Genomic DNA, 17,537 nt, shown 5'->3' with positions numbered 1-17,537 from the left:
CCCTCCAGTGTGTTCAGGACCGGGTGAGGCGGATGTCGCCGTAGGCGGTGCGGGCGCGGACGTTGGCCTTCTCGGTGTTCTCGGCCGGTCCGTCGTTGGTGGTGAGCGAGTTGTGCATCGAGCCGAAGTCGGTGTGCGAGTCGATCCAGGCGGCGGTGCCACGCGGGATGCCGATCTCGATGTCGCCGCTGGAGGTCTCCAGCACCACGTCGCCGCTGACGATCTCGCGCAGCACGACGTCGCCGTAGGCGGACTTGGCCACGACCGTGGCCCTGGTCCGGTCGACGACGATGTCGCCGTTGGCCTGCTTGACCCGCAGGTCGCCGCTGACCTCGCCCAGGGTGATGTCGCCGTTGCTGTTGCGGACGACGGCCGTCCCGTCGATCGTGGCCACCCGGACGGTGCCGGACGCGGTGGTGATGTCGGAGTGCCCCGAGGTGCTGTTCACCACGACGTCGCCGTAGGAGCAGTTCAGGTGCAGCGAGCCGGTGGCGTCGAGCCGGACGCCGCCGTAGCCGGCCTCCAGCCGGACCTCGCCCAGGCGGCCGTCCGAGGTGAGGTCGCCAGCCGACACCTTGCCGCGCAGCCGGGAGCCCTCGGGCACCTCGACGACGATGTCGACGGCCGGGTAGTCGAAGCCGATGAAGTTGCGCCACGACGTCGGCGGCTTGGGCACGCTGATGCTCAGTGTGTCGCCGGAGAAGTCGACGCGGCTGTTCTCCGCGAGCGTGGCGTCGTCGGCGGAGGCGGCGTTGCGCGGGCGGATCTCGGCGACGGCCTCGTCGCGCGCTCCGGCGACGACGCGGACGTCACCGGAGGCGATGGCCAGTGAGACGGTGACGGGTCCGGTGGTGGCGAAAGTAGGCATGGTTGTCCCCTCAAAAGGTGGTGTGCGGGCGTCCTCGCAGGTCGAGGACGTGTGGCTAGCTGACCCAGCCGGTGAAGTGGCGGCCCCCGCTCGCGGACGTCCGCGGGGCGGACCCCGGTTCCAGTGCCGCGGACGCGATCCGCACGAGCCAGGCGTTGACCGAGAGACCCTCCCGGCCCGCCGCCTCCTCGATCCGGATCTTCAGGCTCTCCGGGAGGCGGAAGTTGATCCTGGACGTGGCGCCGTCGTCGGGACTGGGTGGCGCCGGTGGCGCCACGTCGGCGCCACCGTGGCGTGCCTCCGGCTCCGCGGGTGCGGGAGTCACCACGAAGCCCGGCTCGCCGCCCCGCAGGCGCAGGTCCACCGAGCCGGGGGCGAGGTCACGGGTGATCTCGTCGGCCGCGGCGGACAGTGCGTCGAGCAGGACGAGCCGGATCGCCGACTCCAGCGGGGCGGACAGCCGGTCGGCCAGCGCGCGAGCGTCCTCGCCACCGGCCTCCGCCGCCACCGCCAGGTCCCGGCGGAGCTTCTCGACATACGACGTCAGGTCCATGACGCCACTATGGCACCAAAGTGGCGCCACCGCAACCCCGGGTGGCGTCGACCGGCGCCAATGGGATGCCGTGAAGGGGGCCTCACGGCATCAGACGCCAGGTCCCGGCACAGTCCGGGGTGTGGCAGGGTCAGGTGGGTGGTCCCGAGTGCAGAACTCGCGGGCCGGAATGCAGAACTCGCGTGCGTGAGCGCAGAACTCACGATGTGGACCGGGTTCTCAGATGGTGCCGGTCGCCCGCGCGAACGGTCCGTTCGCGCGAGTCGTACGTTCTGGGGCGCGAGTTGTACGTTCCCGCCTGCCTGGTCCCACTGTCCGGCACGTCGATTCCAGATCGCGAGACCAGCCCGTCCTCGGCTGGCCGAACGGACCGCTCGCGCGGCGCTGCCGGGCAGGAACGCGAGTCTCGTCTTCCGGAACGCGAATGACGCGCTCCGGACCCACTCGACTTGCCGGGGCCCTGGCCTCTGATGCCGTCAAAGCCCCCTTCACGGCATCAGACGCCGTGAGGGCCCCCTTCACGGCAGCGGCGCGCACGGACCCGGCGGAGTGTCGGTGCTCACTGGCATGCTGTGCGGGCAGGTGGAGCAGGGGAGGTCCAGTGGTGGAGGCGCCGGTGCGGTGGAGCACCGAGCGGGTGCTGGAGCTGGCGCCGGACGCGGCTTCGGTGCGGGCCGGCCGCGCGCAGGCCGCCGCGGTGGGCTGGTCGGGCGCGGGCGCCTCGCCGGCTGCCGTCTGGGGGGCCTGCCAGGGCAGCGGCAAGAAGCCGTACCAGACCTGCGTCGAGCTGGCCGAGCCCGCGTTCCGCTGCAGCTGTCCCAGCCGCAAGTTCCCCTGCAAGCACGCCCTGGGCCTGCTGCTGCGCTGGGCGGCGGGCGAGCTGCCCGAGGACACCGAGCCGGACTGGGTGCGGGCCTGGCTGCACGAGCGGGCCGCTCGCGCGGAGAAGGCCGAGCAGCGCAAGGCCGAGGCCGGTCCCAAGGACGAGGCCGCCGCCGCGCAACGCGCGCAGCGGCGGGCCGGCCGGGTCGGCACCGGTGCCGCCGAGCTGCGTGAGTGGCTGCTCGACCAGGTGCGGGCCGGGCTGTCCGGGCTGGACCGCACCGGCTCCGACGAGCTGCGCCGGGTGGCCGCCCGGATGATCGACGCCCAGGCGCCGGGGCTGGCCACCGGCCTGCGCCGCGCCTCCGGCCTGGCCGGCCGGGGACGGGACTGGCCGTCGCGGCTGCTGGAGGAACTGTCGCTGCTCTACCTGCTCGCCGGCGCCCAGACCCGCGTCGACGAGCTGCCGGACGCGCTGGCCGACACCGTCCGCACCCGGCTCGGCTTCCCCGCCGACACCGGCCGTGTGCTGGCCTCCGGCGAGCGGGTCGCCGACGACTGGCTGGTCTGCGGCGTCGTCGACGAGGAACGCGACCAGCTGATCACCCGGCGCTGCTGGCTGCGCGGCACCCGCACCGGACGGCCGGCGCTGGTGCTCTCGTTCGCGCCGCCCGGCCGCCCGCTGGACAGCAGCCTGCCGGCGGGGCACCGGGTCACCGCGGAGCTGGCCTTCCACCCCGGCGCGCTGCCGCTGCGCGCACTGGTCGCCGAGCGCGGCGAACCGGTTCCTGCCGCGTGTCCGCGGGGCGACACCGTGCCCGCCGCGCTGGCCGCCCACGCCGAGGCGCTGGCGGCCGACCCGTGGCTGGACCGGTGGCCCGCCCTGCTGGCCGACCTCGTGCCCGCCACCGAGGGCGACGAACTCCTCCTGTCCGATGTGGACGGACGGGCGCTGGCGCTCACCCCCGCCTTCGACCCGTGGCCGCTGCTGGCGGTCTCCGCGGGCAGGCCGGTCACCATCGGCGGCGAATGGACCTCGGCCGGGCTGCGGCCGCTGCTGTGCTGGGACGGCGACCGGGCGGTGCGGCTGTGAGGGAGTGGGACGACCTGGTGAGCACCGCACTGCTCGGCACCCGCAGGCGCGAGCCCGGCCTCGACGCCCTGCCGCCGGACGTGCGCAGGCTGGTCACCGACACCGATCCGGCGGCGGCCACCCTCACCGCCGCGGCGGCGCTCACCGCCTACCGCAGGGCGGGCCGCGTCGCCCGCACCGGCGCGATCACCCTGCCCGAGGTCGAGCCGGACAGCAGGCCCGGCCTGCCCCGCCCGGCCCGCGAACGGCTGGCCCGGCTGCTCGGCGCCGCCGGAACCGAGCTGCTGGAGGAATGGCTGCGCGCGGTCGCCGCCCGCGGCTACCAGGTGCCGCCCGAACGCCTGCCCGCGCTCGCCGACGCCGCGCGCACCAAACCGGCACTGCGCGGTCCCGTCGCCCTCGCCGCCGGTCCCCGCGGCCGGTGGCTGGCCGGGCTCAACCCGGAGTGGCGCTTCCTCACCGCGGCGGCACCGGACGCCGGCGGCGACGCCTGGCGGTTCGGCACCGCTCCGCAGCGCCGGTCCTGGCTGGCGGTCGCGCTCGCCGCCGACCCCGACGGCGCCCGCGCCGCCGTCGCCGCGACCTGGGCCAGCGAGCCCGCCGAGATCCGCGCCAGCGTGCTGGAACTGCTGGCCGGCCACTTGCGTCCCGGCGACGAGCCGTTCCTGGAGTCGGCCCTGGGCGACCGCGCCGCCTCCGTACGCCAGCAGGCCGCCGCGCTGCTGGCCCGGCTGCCCGGCTCGGCCTACGGCCGCAGGCAGGCCGACCGGCTGCGGCCGCTGCTGTCGGTGCGGGAACCGGACGTGCTCGTCGTGTCGCTGCCCGAGGACGACGGCGGCGAGCGGACCCGCAGGCTGCGTCAGCTCGTCGCCGCCGCGCCACCGGAGGTGTGGGACGAGCTGGCGCCGCCCGAGCGGCTGGTCGCGATGGACGTCGAAGGCTGCCCGGCCAGGGTCCTGGCCGACGGCTGGACCGTGGCGACCCTGCGCCACCGCGACCCGCGCTGGGCCCGCGCGCTGTTCGAGGCCGACCCGGCACGCCCGGACGCGGCCAGGCTGCTCGGTGTGATGGCCCCCGCCGACCGGGCGGAGATCGTCGGCAGGCTGGGCAGGCAGGCCGACCCGAGAGCCGTCGCGCGGCTGGTGCCCGACCTGCCCGCTCCGTGGACACCCGAGCTGGGCACGGTCCTGCTCGACTGGCTGTCCACTCAGGACGATCACCGGCTCGTCGCGCACGCCGCGGTCACCATCGCCAGGGCGGTGCCGCCGGAGTCGCTGGACCACCCGCTGGCCGTCGAGCCACTGCAACCCGGTGCCGCGCCCTGGCGGCGCGCACTGGCCAAGACCCTGACCTTCCGCCGGGAGATGTACGAGGAGCTGGCATGACCACCGACGTTCTGCGGCCACACGCCGAGCAGGACCACGCCGCCGAGCTGGCCGCACTGGCCGCGGCCGACGACCGGCCGCGGCCACCGGCGTGGAAGCTCTCGCCGTGGGCGGTGGTGACCTACCTGCTGGGCGGCACCCTGCCCGACGGCACCGAGATCACCCCGAAGTACGTCGGGCGGCGCAGGCTGATCGAGGTCGCCGTCGCGACGCTGGCCACCGACCGGGCCCTGCTGCTGCTCGGCGTCCCCGGCACCGCGAAGACATGGGTGTCCGAGCACCTGGCCGCGGCGATCAGCGGCGACTCGACCCTGTTGGTGCAGGGCACCGCGGGCACGGCGGAGGAGGCGATCCGCTACGGCTGGAACTACGCCCGGCTGATCGCCGAGGGGCCCAGCGAGCGGGCGCTGGTCGAGAGCCCGGTGCTGCGGGCCATGCGGGACGGGAAGCTCGTCCGGCTGGAGGAGCTCACCCGCATTCCCGCCGACGTGCAGGACTCGCTGATCACGCTGCTGTCGGAGAAGACGCTGCCGGTACCGGAGCTGAACACCGAGGTGCAGGCGCGGCCCGGGTTCAACCTCATCGCCACCGCCAACAACCGCGACCGCGGCGTGAACGAGCTGTCCAGCGCGCTGCGCCGCCGGTTCAATACCGTGGTGCTGCCGCTGCCGGACACCGCCGAGGCCGAGCTGGAGATCGTCAGCCGCCGGGTGGAGCAGCTCGGGGCGTCGCTGCGGCTGCCGTCCGAGGTCGCCGACCTCGCCGAGATCCGCCGCGTGGTCACCGTGTTCCGCGAGCTGCGGGCCGGGCGCACCGAGGACGGCCGCACGGCCGTCAAGACACCGTCGGGCACGCTGTCCACCGCCGAGGCCATCAGCGTGCTGACCAGCGGGCTGGCGCTGGCCGCGCACTTCGGTGACGGCGTGCTGCGGGCCGCCGACGTGGCCGCGGGCATCCACGGCGCCGTGGTCAAGGACCCGGTGGCCGACCGGGCGATCTGGGTGGAGTACCTGGAGACCGTGGTGCGCGAGCGCGACGGCTGGGACGACTTCTACCGCGCCGGGCAGGAGATCCTGGGTTGAGCGAGGTCGCACTGCTGGGCATCCGCCACCACGGGCCCGGCTCGGCCAGGGCCGTGCGGGCCCGGCTGGAGCGGCTGCGGCCCGACGTCGTGCTCATCGAGGGCCCGCCCGAGGCCGACGCGCTGGTCCGGCACGCCGCCGAGGACGGGCTGCGCCCGCCGGTGGCGCTGCTGGCCTACGCGGCCGACGACGTGTCACGGGCGGCGTTCTGGCCGTTCGCGGTGTTCAGCCCGGAGTGGCAGGCACTGCGGCACGCGGTGACCCACGACGTGCCGGTGCGCTTCTGCGACCTGCCGGCCACCCACCAGTTCGCCGCGGACGAACCGGTCGGCCAGGCCGGTGCCTCGGCCGACCCGCTGGCGCGGCTGGCCGCCGTCGCGGGCTACGACGACCCGGAACGGTGGTGGGATGACGTCATCGAGCACCGGCGTGGCGACACCTCGCCGTTCGAGGTGATCGCCGAGGCGATGACCGCGCTGCGCGAGGGGGAGCAGCCCGCGCAGCGGGAACGGCAGCGCGAGGCGTACATGCGCACGGTGCTGCGCCGCACGATCAAGGAGGGCTTCGAGAACATCGCCGTGGTGTGCGGGGCCTGGCACGTGCCCGCGCTGGCCGGGAAGCTGCCGCCGGCCACCCGGGACGCGGCCGTCCTCAAAGGACTGCCGAAGCGGAAGGTGGCCTGCACCTGGGTGCCGTGGACACACGGCAGGCTGGCCGGGTCCAGCGGCTACGGCGCCGGGGTCCGCTCGCCCGGGTGGTACCACCACCTGTTCACCGCCGAGTCCGACGTGACCGCCCGCTGGCTGACCGCCGTCGCCGGGGTGCTGCGCGATGAGGATCTGCCGGTGTCCACCGCGCACGTGATCGAGGCCGTCCGGCTGGCCGAGACGCTGGCCGCGCTGCGGGACCGGTCGTCGGCCGGGCTGGCGGAGGTCAGCGACGCGACGCTGTCCGTGCTGTGTTCCGGCGACGAGGTGCGCGCCGAGCTGGTCACCCGCCGCCTGGTGGTCGGCGAGCTGCTCGGCGAGGTGCCCGAGACCGTGCCCAGGGCGCCGCTGGCCGCCGACCTGATCGGCACGGCGAAGACGTTGCGGCTGCGCCGCGACGCGCTGGTCCGCGAGCTGGACCTGGACCTGCGCACCGACGGCGGGCTGGCGCGGTCGAAGCTGCTGCACCGGCTGCGGATCCTGGGAATCCACTGGGGCACCAGGGAACCGTCGGCGACGCGGGGCAAGGGCACGTTCCGGGAGACCTGGCAGCTGGCCTGGGACCCGTCGCTGGAGGTCGACCTGATCGCCGCGTCGGTGTACGGCACGACCGTGCCAGCCGCGGCGGCCGCGGCCGTGCGGCAGGCGGTGACCCCGGCCTCGCCGCTGGCCGACATCACCGCCGCCGTCGAGGACTGCCTGCTCGCCGACCTGGCGGACGCGCTCACCGACGTGCTGCGGGTGCTGGACGAGCGCGCGGCGGCCGACGCCGACGTCGCCCACCTGATGGCGGCCCTGCCCGCGCTGGCCCGCGCGACCCGCTACGGCGACGTCCGGGGCACCGACCTGGCCGCGCTGCGGGTGGTGGCCGAGCGGATGCTGGCCAGGGTCTGCGCCGGGCTGCCGCCCGCCGTGCGCGGCATCGACGACGAGGCGGCCGAGCGGATGAGCACACTCGTCGACGGGGTGCAGGACGCCACCACGCTGCTGGACACCGACGCACGGGAGCGGTGGCTGGCCACTCTCGGCGAGCTGGTCGACGCGCCGCGGCTGCCCGCGCTGCTGGGCGGCAGGCTGGCCCGGCTGCTGCTGGACGCCGACCGGCTCGGCACCGCCGACGTCGAGGTGCGGCTGGGCCGGGTGCTCACCGCCGGTGTCGAGCCGGCCAGGGGAGCGGCCTACGTCGAGGGCTTCTTCGCCGGTGGCGCGTTGCTGCTGGTGCACGACGACCGGCTGCTGCGGGTCGTCGACGACTGGCTGGCCACCATCCCCGCCGGGGTGTTCGACGAGGTGCTTCCGTTGCTGCGCCGTACGTTCGGCGCGTTCGCCGGGCCGGAGAAGCGGGCGATCGGCGAGCGGGCGGCCGCGCTGACCGGCACGGCCCCGGCCGTCCGGGGCGAGCCCGGGATCGACACCGGGCGGGCCCGTGCCGTGCTGCCGGTGCTGGCGACGCTGCTGGGGGTGGAGTCGTGAGCGAGGACCGGCTGCGGCGGTGGCGGATGGTGCTGGGCGGCGCCGAGGACGGCACCGGACAGGGACTGTCCGAACAGGACGCGGCGATGGACGCGGCGCTGGCGTCGCTGTATGACGGTCAGCCCGAGCAGGGCCGGGGCAGGCGGACCGGCGGGCTGGGCGGGTCGTCGCCGAGGGTGGCCAGGTGGCTGGGCGACATCCGCCGGTACTTCCCGAGCACGGTGGTCCAGGTGATGCAGCGCGACGCCGTGCAGCGGCTCGGGCTGACCCAGCTGCTGCTGGAACCCGAGCTGCTGGGCGCGGTCGAACCGGACGTGCACCTGGTCGGCACGCTGCTGTCGCTGAACGGCGTGCTGCCCGAGCAGACGCGGGAGACCGCGCGGCAGGTGGTGCGCACCGTCGTCGACGAGCTGGAGCGGCGGCTGGCCGAGCGCACCAGGGCGGCCGTGCGCGGCGCGCTGGACCGGGCCGCCCGCACGCACCGGCCCCGGCTGTCCGATGTGGACTGGGCGCGGACGATCCGGCTGAACCTGCGGCACTACTCGCCGGAGCTGGGCACGGTGGTGCCGGAGCGGTTCGTCGGGTACGGGCGCCGGACGCACCAGGTGCAGCGCGAGGTGATCCTGGCGGTGGACCAGTCGGGGTCGATGGCGGAGTCGGTCGTCTACTCCGGCGTGTTCGGCGCGGTGCTGGCGTCGATGCGGTCGCTGGCCACCCGCTACGTCGCGTTCGACACCGAGGTCGCCGACCTCACCGAGCACCTGGCCGACCCGGTCGACCTGCTGTTCGGCACGCAGCTCGGCGGCGGCACCGACATCAACCGGGCGCTGGCCTACTGCCAGGGGCTGGTCACCCGGCCGGAGAACACGCTGCTGGTGCTGATCAGCGACCTGTACGAGGGCGGGGCACGGCCCGAGCTGCTGCGCCGGGTCGGTGAGCTGACCGCGTCCGGGGTGCAGGTGGTCGCGCTGCTGGCGCTGTCGGACTCCGGCAGGCCGTCCTACGACCGCGACAACGCCGCCGCGCTGGCGGAGCTGGGTGTGCCCGCGTTCGCCTGCACCCCGGACCGGTTCCCCGACCTGATGGCGGCCGCCATCCGCCGTGACGACCTGGCCCGCTGGGCCGAGTCCGGCGAAGTGCCGTGAAGGGGGCCCTCACGGCACCAGATGCCGTGAGGGCCCCCTTCACGGCACGCGTTCGGTGCGGGGTCAGCGGGCGGTGACCGAGTAGGAGTGGGCGCCGGTGCCCGCCAGCTTGCCGCCGTCGACGATCAGGTACTCGTCGCGGATCGGCGCGCCGGACAGCCACGATTCCAGGATCTCCCGGGTGCCGGCCGCGTAGCGGGCCTGCGCCGAGAGCGTGCTGCCGGAGATGTGTGGCGTCATCCCGTGGTGCGGCATGCTCCGCCACGGGTGGTCGGCCGGGGCGGGCTGCGGGTACCACACGTCGCCCGCGTAGCCGGCGAGCTGCCCGCTCTCCAGCGCCCGCACCACGGCGTCGCGGTCGCAGATGCGGGCCCGGGCCGTGTTGATCAGGTACGCGCCCCGCTTCATCGACCCGATCAGCGCCTCGTCGAACAGGTTCTCGGTCTCCGGGTGCAGCGGTGCGTTGATCGTCACCACGTCACAGTGCGGCACCATGTCCTGGGCACTGGGGTGGAAGGTCAGGTTCAGTTCCCGCTCCACCTCGGCGGGCAGCCGGTGCCGGTCGGTGTAGTGCAGGTGCGTGTCGAACGGCGCCAGGCGGCGCAGTACGGCCAGCCCGATCCGGCCGGCGGCGACGGTGCCGACGTGCATACCCTCCACGTCGTAGGAGCGCGCCACGCAGTCGGCGATGTTCCAGCCGCCGTCGAGGATCCAGTGGTAGGACGGCAGGTAGTTGCGGACCAGGCCGAGGATCATCATCACCACGTGCTCGGCGACGCTGATGCTGTTGCAGTAGGTCACCTCGGCCACCGTGACGCCGTGCGCGATCGCGGCGTCGAGGTCGACGTGGTCCGACCCGATGCCCGCCGTCACGGCCAGCTTCAGGTTGCGGGCCTTGGCGAACCGTTCCGCGGTGAGGTAGGCGGGCCAGAACGGCTGGGAGATCACCACGTCGGCGTCGGCCAGTTCCCGGTCGAACTCCGAGTCCGCGCCGTCCTTGTCGGAGGTCACCACGAGCGTGTGCCCCTGGCCTTCCAGGAACCGGCGCAGGCCCAGCTCGCCGGACACGCTGCCGAGCAGCTCGCCGGGAGTGAAGTCGATGCCGCCGGGGGTGGGCAGGGTCTGGCCGCCGGGGTAGCGCTCCAGGTGCGGCAGGCCGTCGCGGGCATAGCCCGAGGGCGGTCCGTCGACCGGGTCGTCGTAGAGCACACACAGCACCTTCGCCATGGACGTCACTCCCAAGAATGGTTGCGGGGTAAGTACTTCTGACCTTCCTCGCCTCCGGTGACGGCCGTCAAAGCGAAAGTCGCTATGGGGAGATAGGCCGCGGCTATCGTGCGAGGTGATCACGCAGCAGGGTGTCCAGGGTGCCGCGCAGATCCAGCCCGCGTGCCAGGTCGAGCAGGGCGCGCGCGAGGATCGGCTCGGGATGGTGGTCGGCGACGACCAGGCCGATCTGCGGCGGCCGAGCCGCCATCTCCAGCGGCACCACCCGCATGCCCTCGGGCAGCCCGAACATGTGCAGCCAGGCGTGGGCGATGACGCTGGACCAGCGTCGCGTGGCGACGTGGGCGTAGAGCGAGGCGACGGTGTCGGTCTCGATCGCGGGCACCGCGGTGACGCCGTCGCCGGCGAAGAACTCGTCCAGGACGCGCCGGTTGCGCATCCGGCGGGTCAGCAGGCACAGCGGCAGCGCCGCGACCTCGGCCCAGCGCACGAGCGGGCGGCCGGCCAGCTCGCCGTCGGCCGGGGTGAGCAGCAGGTAGCGTTCCTCGTACAGCGCGGTCACCCGTACCCCGGACAGCTCGTCATCGTCCACATAGGTCATCGCGACGTCCAGTTCGAACTCGCCGAGCCGGTGCGAGATCTCCCGCGAGGACAACGACTCCAGCGAGACGCGGGTGTGCGGGTGCCGTTCGCAGAACGGCGTGGTCAGCATCGGCGCCGCGGTCAGCGCCGACGGGATGGCGCCCAGCCGCAGCACCCCGGACAGGCTGTCCCGCATGGTGGACAGGTCCTGCCGCAGCGCGTCGACCTCGCCGAGGATCCGGTGTGCCCACAGCAGCACGCGCTCGCCCTCCGGGGTGAGCCCGGCGAAGCGCTGTCCACGCCGGACGATCGGCACGCCGAGTTCGCGTTCGAGCTTGCGGATGGCCACCGACAGCGACGGCTGGGACACGTGGCAGGCGGCCGCCGCGCGGGCGAAGTGCCGCTCCCTGGCCAGGGCCGCCAGGTACTCCAGTTGACGCAACAGCACACCCCAGCATCCCACGTGGTGATGTCCGTTTTGCGATTCCGTATCTGTTTGGTCGCGAACCTCCCGATCGGCGTGTGATCGAGTTGACTGCTCCGATGGGATCGACGGTGTTCACGGTGTTCCTGCCGGTCGCGCTCGCACTGGTGATGTTCGGGCTCGGCCTGACCCTGACGGTCGCCGACTTCGGCAGGGTCGTGCGCCAGCCGAGAGCGGCACTGGTCGCGCTGGTGTGCCAGGTCGTCGTGCTGCCGCTGGTCTGTTTCGGACTGGTGTACGCGTTCGGGCTGCAGGGCACGCTGGCCGTCGGGATGATGCTGCTGGCCGCCTCGCCCGGCGGGACGTCGGCGAACCTATTCAGCCACCTCGCCGGTGGCGACGTCGCGCTGAACATCACACTGACCGCGGTCAACTCGGTACTGGCCGTGTTCACGCTGCCGGTGGTGGTCGGGTTGTCGATGGCGGCGTTCCTGGACGACGGCGGGTCGGTCGGGCTGCAGGCGGTGAAGATGCTGCAGGTGTTCGCGATCGTCCTGATCCCGGTCGCGGCCGGCATGCTGGTGCGCAGGCGGTGGACGGCGTGGGCCGAGCGGATGCGCGGCCCGGTGAAGACCGCGTCGGTGGTCGTGCTGGTGCTGGTCATCGCCGGTGCGCTGGTGCAGGAGTTCCAGACGTTCCTGGACAACGTCGGCAGGCTCGGCCCGGCCGCGCTGCTGCTGTGCGTGCTCAGCCTGCTGGTCGGCTACTACGTGCCGAGGGCCTTCCGGGTGGAACGCGGGCAGGCCATCGCCTCGGCGATGGAGATCGGCATCCACAACGCCACCCTGGCCATCGCCATCGCGGTCACCGTGCTCGGCGACGAGGTGATGGCCGTCCCCGGCGCGATCTACGGCATCCTGATGTTCGTGCCGGCGACGATCGCGGCCTACCTGTTCGCGCGTAAACCGGCGCGGCTGGCGGCCGAGCGGGGTCAGCCGAAGTAGCCGCGGAACAGGATCTCGCTGATCCGGGTGGTGGTCTCCCGGCCGGTCTCGAAGCCGCCCTCGACCACCTGGGTGTTGTTCATGACCGCCACCGTGTAGCGCTCACCGGGACCGGCGAAGCCGACCGTGTTGACCAGCCAGGACCCGTCGGCGTTGTCGTCGGACCAGCCGTTCTTGAGCCCGGGCCGCGCCTTCGGCCCGGCACCCCACACACCCCACTGCTGGTTGACGTCCACCGACCGCATCTCGCGCACCAGGTACTCGCGGTGCCGCCGCGGCATCCGTTCGAGCACGTAGGTCATCAGCCGGTCCAGGTCGTTCGCGGTGGTGAGGATCCAGCCCCAGTGGTGCGGGTGCTCGTCGCTGAACCGCATGTCGGTCATGCCGTAGGACGGGAACCGGGTGGCGAAGCCGGTGCCGCCGTAGCGGTTCCACAGCGCGTGCGCGGCGTCGTTGTCGCTGGTGTGCAGCATGGCGTGCATCTGCGCCCGGTCCAGGTCGGTGAGCCGGATCGCGCCCGCGTCGTCGCGCAGCAGCAGGTCGACGACCATGGCCAGCTTCGGCGTCGAGCACGCCCAGATCAGCGTGGCCGAGTGGGCGTTGCGCCAGACGGCCCCGGTCTCGCGGTCACGCACCACCATCCCGGCGAAGCCGGGACGGCCACGGGCGTACAGCTCGGCCGCGGCGATGCGCAGCCGCAGCAGCGGGTCGAACCCGCCCGGTGCTTTCGGCGCCGGCGCGGCCTGTGCCACCGGGCTGGTGAGCAGGCCGCCGAGGGCCATCGTGGAGACGGCGCCGAGGGCGGTCCGCCGGGAGATGTCGCGCACCAGGGCACCGTACCGCCGGCGCGTGCGTGACGGACAGCCTCAGTGCCGGGCGGCCCGGCTGGTCCGCAGGTAGCCCCAGCCCAGCAGCGCCAGCACGATGGCCAGGTTCAGCACGTTGGCCAGGTACTTCGTCGTGCTGAAGGTGCCGTTCGGGTCCACGGCGAAGGCGAGGGCGGCGTAGACGACCAGTGCCGGGCCCGCGGCGGCCAGAGTGTGCGCGGGGGTCCAGCCCGGCCGGGTGGAGCAGATCAGCGTGACGGCACCGAGAAGGGCCAGTGCCGCGACCGCGATGGCGATGCTCGACCAGGCCCACTTCCCCGGGCTACCGGGGTCACGGATCACCATGAAGACGGTGTGGGCCGCCGTCGCCAGCAGGGCGACCAGCACCGGCCACGGGGCGCGGCCCCGTGAGCGGGTACGCAGCCGGGGGACGAGGAACGCCGCCGCCGCGAGCAGCAACGCGGTGACGCCGGTCGCGATCAGCTGCACAGGGCGGGCCCGGAACTCGGGCGCGATGACGAAGTCCACCAGGTAGTAACCGGCGGCGGCCAGGTACATCAGCACGACCACCACCAGCCCGCGGCGGCCCAGCCACGGTTTCGCCGCCCGGGTCGGCGCCAGGGCCTCCACCACGGCGATCGGCGCCGCGAAGCTCACGAGCATGTGCCCGCCCACGAACGTCATCAGCTGGTTGGCGTCGATCTCCACACCCGGGATGATCGTGTGCAGTGTCTGCCAGTAGGGCCCGTCGGCGAACGAGCCGTGATTGAACAGCGCCTGGTCGATCAGTCCGGCTTGGACCAGACCGAACGCCGCGCCCAGCAACAGCATCGTCGGCCAGCCACGGCCCGCGCGGCGGGTGAATTCGCGGATCAGCAGCGCCGCGCTTCCGTAGAGCGGCGTCACCAGCAGGACGCCGATCAGCAGGCCGATCGGGTTGAGCACCGACCCCTGGTAGCCACTGAGGAACTCGGCGCAGAACGGGGCCAGGAACAGCAGACCCACGACGGGGGCCCACCAGATCAGCCGGTCGCGCCAGCTACGCCCGGGCCGGCCCGGTTCGTGCGGATCCTGTCCTCGGGAAGGGGGGACGGTCAGCTGCTGCGTCATAGCACGATGCATACCCACGACGCTAGAGCCGGAAACCACGCCCCGCCTCGGTCGTCGGTACCGGCTGCCGCTGCCAAAGTCGCTGCCTTCTCCGACGATCGTCGCAACCGGACGTCCTCAGTCGATCTTTCGGCTACTCGCTGTGAGCCCGGCCGCGTCCTTGGGATGGACATCGCGGCGGCCGCGTTCATGCCGCTCTTGCCGGTGGTACATCTCGAACATGGTCGAAATCAAGGAGATGGGGACGCGTGCGAGTGCGCTGGCACCCCTGGCGTGGGGGCCCGTGCTCCTGGTGGTCGCCGCTGTCGCGGCACCACTGTTGATCACACTGGGTGGTCATGGTCATGACCCGGACGAGTTGTACTTCATCGCCGCGGGTGCACAACTGGAATGGGGCTACGCCGATCAGCCACCGTTCGTGCCGCTCGTCGCCTGGCTGATGGACACCTGGTTCCCGGGATCGGTGTACGCACTGCGGTTGCCTTCGCTGCTGGCGGTGCTGGCCGGTGTCATCGTGGCCGCGCTGCTGGCCCGGGAGATGGGCGGGCACCGGCGGGCGCAGGCCATGACCGCCGCCGTGTTCGGCCTCGCCTTCCTCTGGTACGGCGGCGCCCTGCAGACCGACTCGTTCAGCATTCTGCTGTGGACGGTCGTGTCCTGGCTGGTGGTGCGCTGGGTCCGGCTGCGCCGGGACGGCGCGTCCGGGACGGCCGCCGACCTGCCGCTGCTGTGGGCCGGGGTGGCCACGGCGGTCGCGCTGCAGATGAAGTTCCTCATCCCCGTGTTGTGGGTGGCGCTGGGGATCGGCGTCCTGATCGCCGGTCCACGGGATCTGCTGCGCAGGCCCCTGCTGTGGGCTGGGGCCGCGTTCGCGCTGTTCACCACCGCACCCGGACTGCTGTGGCAGGCGGCCAACGGATGGCCCCAGCTGGCGATGAGCGAGGCCGTCGCCGCCGAGCAGGAGATCCTGTCCGGCGGACGGCTGCTGTTCCTGCCGCACCTGCTGCTGGTCACCGGGCTCGTGGCGGGCACCGTGTTCTTCTGCTTCGGCCTGTGGAAGCTGTTGTCCTCACCGGACCTGCGGGACTACCGCTTTCTCGGGTGGACGGTGCTCGGCGTCATCGCGCTCATCCTGATCGCGGGCGGCCGGTACACCTATGTCCTCGGGATCCTCCCGGTGACCTTCGCGGCCGCCGCCGTCCAGTTGCAGCTGCGGCCCCCAGCGCGCTGGTGGCGCTGGGTACCCACGTGGCCGGTCATCGCGTTGTCGGCCGTGCTGACGTTCACCCAGCTTCCGCTGGCCGCCACCACACTGTTCGCCGCCGGGCAGCGGGACGACCTGGCCATGCAGGACACCGCGGGGGAGGAGTACGTGTGGCCGGCCTTCGCGGACTCGGTGGCGCGGGCCCTGCGCGAACTCCCGCCGCCGGAGCGGGCGGCCACCCCGGTCGTCACGCGGTACTACTGGGAAGCCGGGGCGCTGCGGGTGCTCGGTCCCCGGCGGGACCTGCCGAACCCGGTGTACAGCCCGTCGCGGGGATTCGGTTACCTAGGGTCGCCGTCCGACGACACACAGCTCACGCTCCTGGTCGGCTGGGCACCCGAGACGGCCAGGGAGCTGTTCGCCGAGGTGATCCCACTGGGTGAGGTCGGGCCGGCCGCGGGTACCGAGCTGGGCAGGGCGTCGCTCCTGCTGGTCGCCGGGCCGAGGGAACCGTGGTCGCGGATGTGGCCAGGGCTGCGCACCATGGCGGTGCTGTCGTCGTGATCCTCTGAAACCGGTCCCGCCGGCGGGACACGCGACTCAGCGTCCCGCCGCGGCGACGTACTCCCGGATCGAGTCGGCCACGTAGTCGATCATCGGTGTGGACAGGCCCGGGTACACCCCGACCCAGAAGGTGTTCTCGGTGATCAGGTCGGAGTTGGCCAGGTCGCCGGACACCCGGAACTCGCGGTCCAGGTAGGCCGGGTGCCGGGTGAGGTTGCCGCCGAAGAACCGGCGGGTGCCGATCCGGCGCGACTCCAGGAAGGAGACCAGGCCCGCCCTGCTGAAGTGCGCGTCCGGCAGGACGGTGAGCACGAAACCGAACCAGCTCGGGTCGGCGCCCGGGGTGGGTTCGGGCAGCAGCAGCCCGGGCACGCCGTCCAGCGCCTCCCGCATCCGCCGCCAGTTGCGCCGCCGGGCGGCGCCGAACTCCTCCAGTTTGGACAGCTGGCTCAGGCCCAGCGCCGCCTGCAGGTCGGTCGACTTCAGGTTGTAGCCGACGTGGGAGAAGATGTACTTGTGGTCGTAGCCGTGCGGCAGCGTCCCGAGCTGGTAGTCGAACCGCTTGAAGCAGGTGTTGTCCTCGCCCGGCTCGCACCAGCAGTCCCGTCCCCAGTCCCGTAGCTGCTCGACGATCCGCGCCAGCGCGAGGTTCGCGGTGAGCACGCAGCCGCCCTCGCCGGTGGTGATGTGGTGGGCCGGGTAGAAGCTCACGGTGCACAGGTCGCCGAACGTCCCGGTCAGCCTGCCGCGGTAGGTGGACCCGACCGCGTCGCAGTTGTCCTCGACCAGGAACAGCTCGTGCTGCTCGGCCAGCGCGGCGATTTCCTCGGCGGCGAACGGGTTTCCCAGCGCGTGCGCGATCATGATCGCCCGGGTGCGCGGGCCGATGGCCTCGGCGATCCGCTCCGGGGTCGCGTTGTAGGTGCCCAGTTCGACGTCGACGAACACCGGCACCAGCCCGTTCTGCAGGATCGGGTTGACCGTGGTGGGAAAGCCCGCGGCGACGGTGACGACCTCGTCGCCCGGCCGCAGCCGCCGGTCCTCCAGCGCGGGGGAGGTCAGTGCCGACAGCGCCAGCAGGTTGGCCGACGATCCCGAGTTGGTCAGGTGTGCCTTGCGCAGGCCCAGCGCGGCGGCGAACTCCCGCTCGAACCGCCGCGAGCTGACCCCGGCGGCGATCCGCAGGTCGAGTGCCGCCTCGACCAGCGCCACCCGGTCGTCCTCGTCCAGCGCGGCGCCGGAGGACAGCACCGGGGTCACCCCGGGGACGAACTCGTCGCGTGCGGTCACCCGGTGGTACTTGCGCACCAGCTCCAGGATCTCGGCCCTGCTGCCGTCCATACTCACGCCTTTCGGGCCGGACAAGGGATTCTGCCGCCGTGAACACTAACGCCGCGCCGGTGTGTCGGTAAGAGCGTTGGCACGCATACGCAATCGCCGGCCGTTCCACGGCGGGCCCGGCTCGAC

General features: G+C 73.1%; 14 protein-coding genes. 7 read left to right on the top strand and 7 right to left on the bottom strand.

Annotated features, from left to right (window positions below):
* Positions 1–13: 13 nt before the first annotated feature.
* Together EWH70_RS23330 and EWH70_RS23325 are read right to left on the bottom strand one after the other, a co-directional pair.
* Positions 14–868 carry a DUF4097 family beta strand repeat-containing protein gene (locus tag EWH70_RS23330; RefSeq protein ID WP_130477639.1) on the bottom strand — a complete coding sequence of 285 codons (855 nt, stop codon included), beginning with the start codon at positions 866–868 and terminating at the stop codon, positions 14–16.
* A 55-nt stretch (positions 869–923) separates the two neighbouring features.
* Positions 924–1,421: a hypothetical protein gene (locus EWH70_RS23325; RefSeq protein ID WP_130477638.1), complete on the bottom strand. Its 498-nt coding sequence runs from the start codon at positions 1,419–1,421 to the stop codon at positions 924–926.
* A gap of 601 nt (positions 1,422–2,022) precedes the next feature.
* Here EWH70_RS23325 and EWH70_RS23320 point away from each other — a divergent pair.
* The 5 genes from EWH70_RS23320 to EWH70_RS23300 are packed head-to-tail and all read left to right on the top strand — an operon-like array spanning position 2,023 to position 9,128.
* Complete coding sequence (locus tag EWH70_RS23320; RefSeq protein WP_240687169.1) at positions 2,023–3,336, top strand: SWIM zinc finger family protein; 1,314 nt, start codon at positions 2,023–2,025, stop codon at positions 3,334–3,336.
* The gene (locus EWH70_RS23315; protein ID WP_130477636.1) at positions 3,333–4,721 is read left to right on the top strand and encodes a DUF5691 domain-containing protein; all 1,389 of its coding nucleotides are present in this window, start codon (positions 3,333–3,335) and stop codon (positions 4,719–4,721) included. Before EWH70_RS23320 ends, EWH70_RS23315 begins: the two co-directional genes overlap by 4 nt.
* Complete coding sequence (locus tag EWH70_RS23310) at positions 4,718–5,803, top strand: ATP-binding protein (protein WP_130477635.1); 1,086 nt, start codon at positions 4,718–4,720, stop codon at positions 5,801–5,803. Before EWH70_RS23315 ends, EWH70_RS23310 begins: the two co-directional genes overlap by 4 nt.
* Positions 5,800–7,983: a DUF5682 family protein gene (locus EWH70_RS23305; RefSeq protein ID WP_130477634.1), complete on the top strand. Its 2,184-nt coding sequence runs from the start codon at positions 5,800–5,802 to the stop codon at positions 7,981–7,983. The genes EWH70_RS23310 and EWH70_RS23305 overlap by 4 nt, the downstream gene beginning before the upstream one ends.
* 26 nt (positions 7,984–8,009) lie before the next feature.
* A complete protein-coding gene (locus EWH70_RS23300) occupies positions 8,010–9,128 on the top strand; it encodes a VWA domain-containing protein (protein WP_130477843.1) in 1,119 nt (372 codons plus the stop codon).
* A 63-nt stretch (positions 9,129–9,191) separates the two neighbouring features.
* Here the strand turns inward: EWH70_RS23300 and EWH70_RS23295 are convergent, their stop codons facing one another.
* On the bottom strand, positions 9,192–10,355 hold the full coding sequence (locus tag EWH70_RS23295; protein ID WP_130477633.1) for an NAD-dependent formate dehydrogenase: 1,164 nt from the start codon (positions 10,353–10,355) through the stop codon (positions 9,192–9,194).
* Positions 10,356–10,458: 103 nt separating this feature from the next.
* The gene (locus tag EWH70_RS23290; RefSeq protein WP_130477632.1) at positions 10,459–11,385 is read right to left on the bottom strand and encodes a LysR family transcriptional regulator; all 927 of its coding nucleotides are present in this window, start codon (positions 11,383–11,385) and stop codon (positions 10,459–10,461) included.
* A 95-nt stretch (positions 11,386–11,480) separates the two neighbouring features.
* Here EWH70_RS23290 and EWH70_RS23285 point away from each other — a divergent pair, with 95 nt between their 5' ends.
* Positions 11,481–12,365: a bile acid:sodium symporter family protein gene (locus EWH70_RS23285; RefSeq protein WP_130477631.1), complete on the top strand. Its 885-nt coding sequence runs from the start codon at positions 11,481–11,483 to the stop codon at positions 12,363–12,365.
* Here the strand turns inward: EWH70_RS23285 and EWH70_RS23280 are convergent.
* Both EWH70_RS23280 and EWH70_RS23275 read right to left on the bottom strand, forming a co-directional pair.
* Complete coding sequence (locus tag EWH70_RS23280) at positions 12,353–13,192, bottom strand: serine hydrolase (RefSeq protein ID WP_240687168.1); 840 nt, start codon at positions 13,190–13,192, stop codon at positions 12,353–12,355. The two genes, EWH70_RS23285 and EWH70_RS23280, sit on opposite strands and share 13 nt — an antisense overlap.
* 39 nt (positions 13,193–13,231) lie before the next feature.
* Positions 13,232–14,302: a hypothetical protein gene (locus tag EWH70_RS23275; protein ID WP_130477630.1), complete on the bottom strand. Its 1,071-nt coding sequence runs from the start codon at positions 14,300–14,302 to the stop codon at positions 13,232–13,234.
* 220 nt (positions 14,303–14,522) lie between these two features.
* Here EWH70_RS23275 and EWH70_RS23270 point away from each other — a divergent pair, with 220 nt between their 5' ends.
* Complete coding sequence (locus EWH70_RS23270) at positions 14,523–16,070, top strand: glycosyltransferase family 39 protein (protein WP_240687167.1); 1,548 nt, start codon at positions 14,523–14,525, stop codon at positions 16,068–16,070.
* A gap of 36 nt (positions 16,071–16,106) precedes the next feature.
* On the opposite strand, the gene rfbH is transcribed toward EWH70_RS23270, so the two are convergent.
* On the bottom strand, positions 16,107–17,411 hold the full coding sequence (gene rfbH, locus EWH70_RS23265; protein ID WP_130477629.1) for a lipopolysaccharide biosynthesis protein RfbH: 1,305 nt from the start codon (positions 17,409–17,411) through the stop codon (positions 16,107–16,109).
* Positions 17,412–17,537: the final 126 nt, after the last annotated feature.

The organism is Amycolatopsis suaedae (assembly GCF_004214935.1).
Taxonomy (GTDB): Bacteria; Actinomycetota; Actinomycetes; order Mycobacteriales; family Pseudonocardiaceae; genus Amycolatopsis; species Amycolatopsis suaedae.
The sequence above is the reverse complement of the archived record's forward strand: the minus strand, read 5'-3'. Positions and strand labels throughout refer to the sequence as shown.

What these genes read in the sequence shown, in the direction of transcription:
- EWH70_RS23275 (WP_130477630.1), bottom strand. Translation starts at nt 14,302, where the DNA reads ATGACGCAGCAGCTGACCGTCCCCCCTTCCCGAGGACAGGATCCGCAC.
- EWH70_RS23300 (WP_130477843.1), top strand. Translation starts at nt 8,010, where the DNA reads ATGGTGCTGGGCGGCGCCGAGGACGGCACCGGACAGGGACTGTCCGAA.
- EWH70_RS23325 (WP_130477638.1), bottom strand. Translation starts at nt 1,421, where the DNA reads ATGGACCTGACGTCGTATGTCGAGAAGCTCCGCCGGGACCTGGCGGTG.
- EWH70_RS23310 (WP_130477635.1), top strand. Translation starts at nt 4,718, where the DNA reads ATGACCACCGACGTTCTGCGGCCACACGCCGAGCAGGACCACGCCGCC.
- EWH70_RS23285 (WP_130477631.1), top strand. Translation starts at nt 11,481, where the DNA reads ATGGGATCGACGGTGTTCACGGTGTTCCTGCCGGTCGCGCTCGCACTG.
- rfbH (WP_130477629.1), bottom strand. Translation starts at nt 17,411, where the DNA reads ATGGACGGCAGCAGGGCCGAGATCCTGGAGCTGGTGCGCAAGTACCAC.
- EWH70_RS23270 (WP_240687167.1), top strand. Translation starts at nt 14,523, where the DNA reads ATGGTCGAAATCAAGGAGATGGGGACGCGTGCGAGTGCGCTGGCACCC.
- EWH70_RS23295 (WP_130477633.1), bottom strand. Translation starts at nt 10,355, where the DNA reads ATGGCGAAGGTGCTGTGTGTGCTCTACGACGACCCGGTCGACGGACCG.
- EWH70_RS23330 (WP_130477639.1), bottom strand. Translation starts at nt 868, where the DNA reads ATGCCTACTTTCGCCACCACCGGACCCGTCACCGTCTCACTGGCCATC.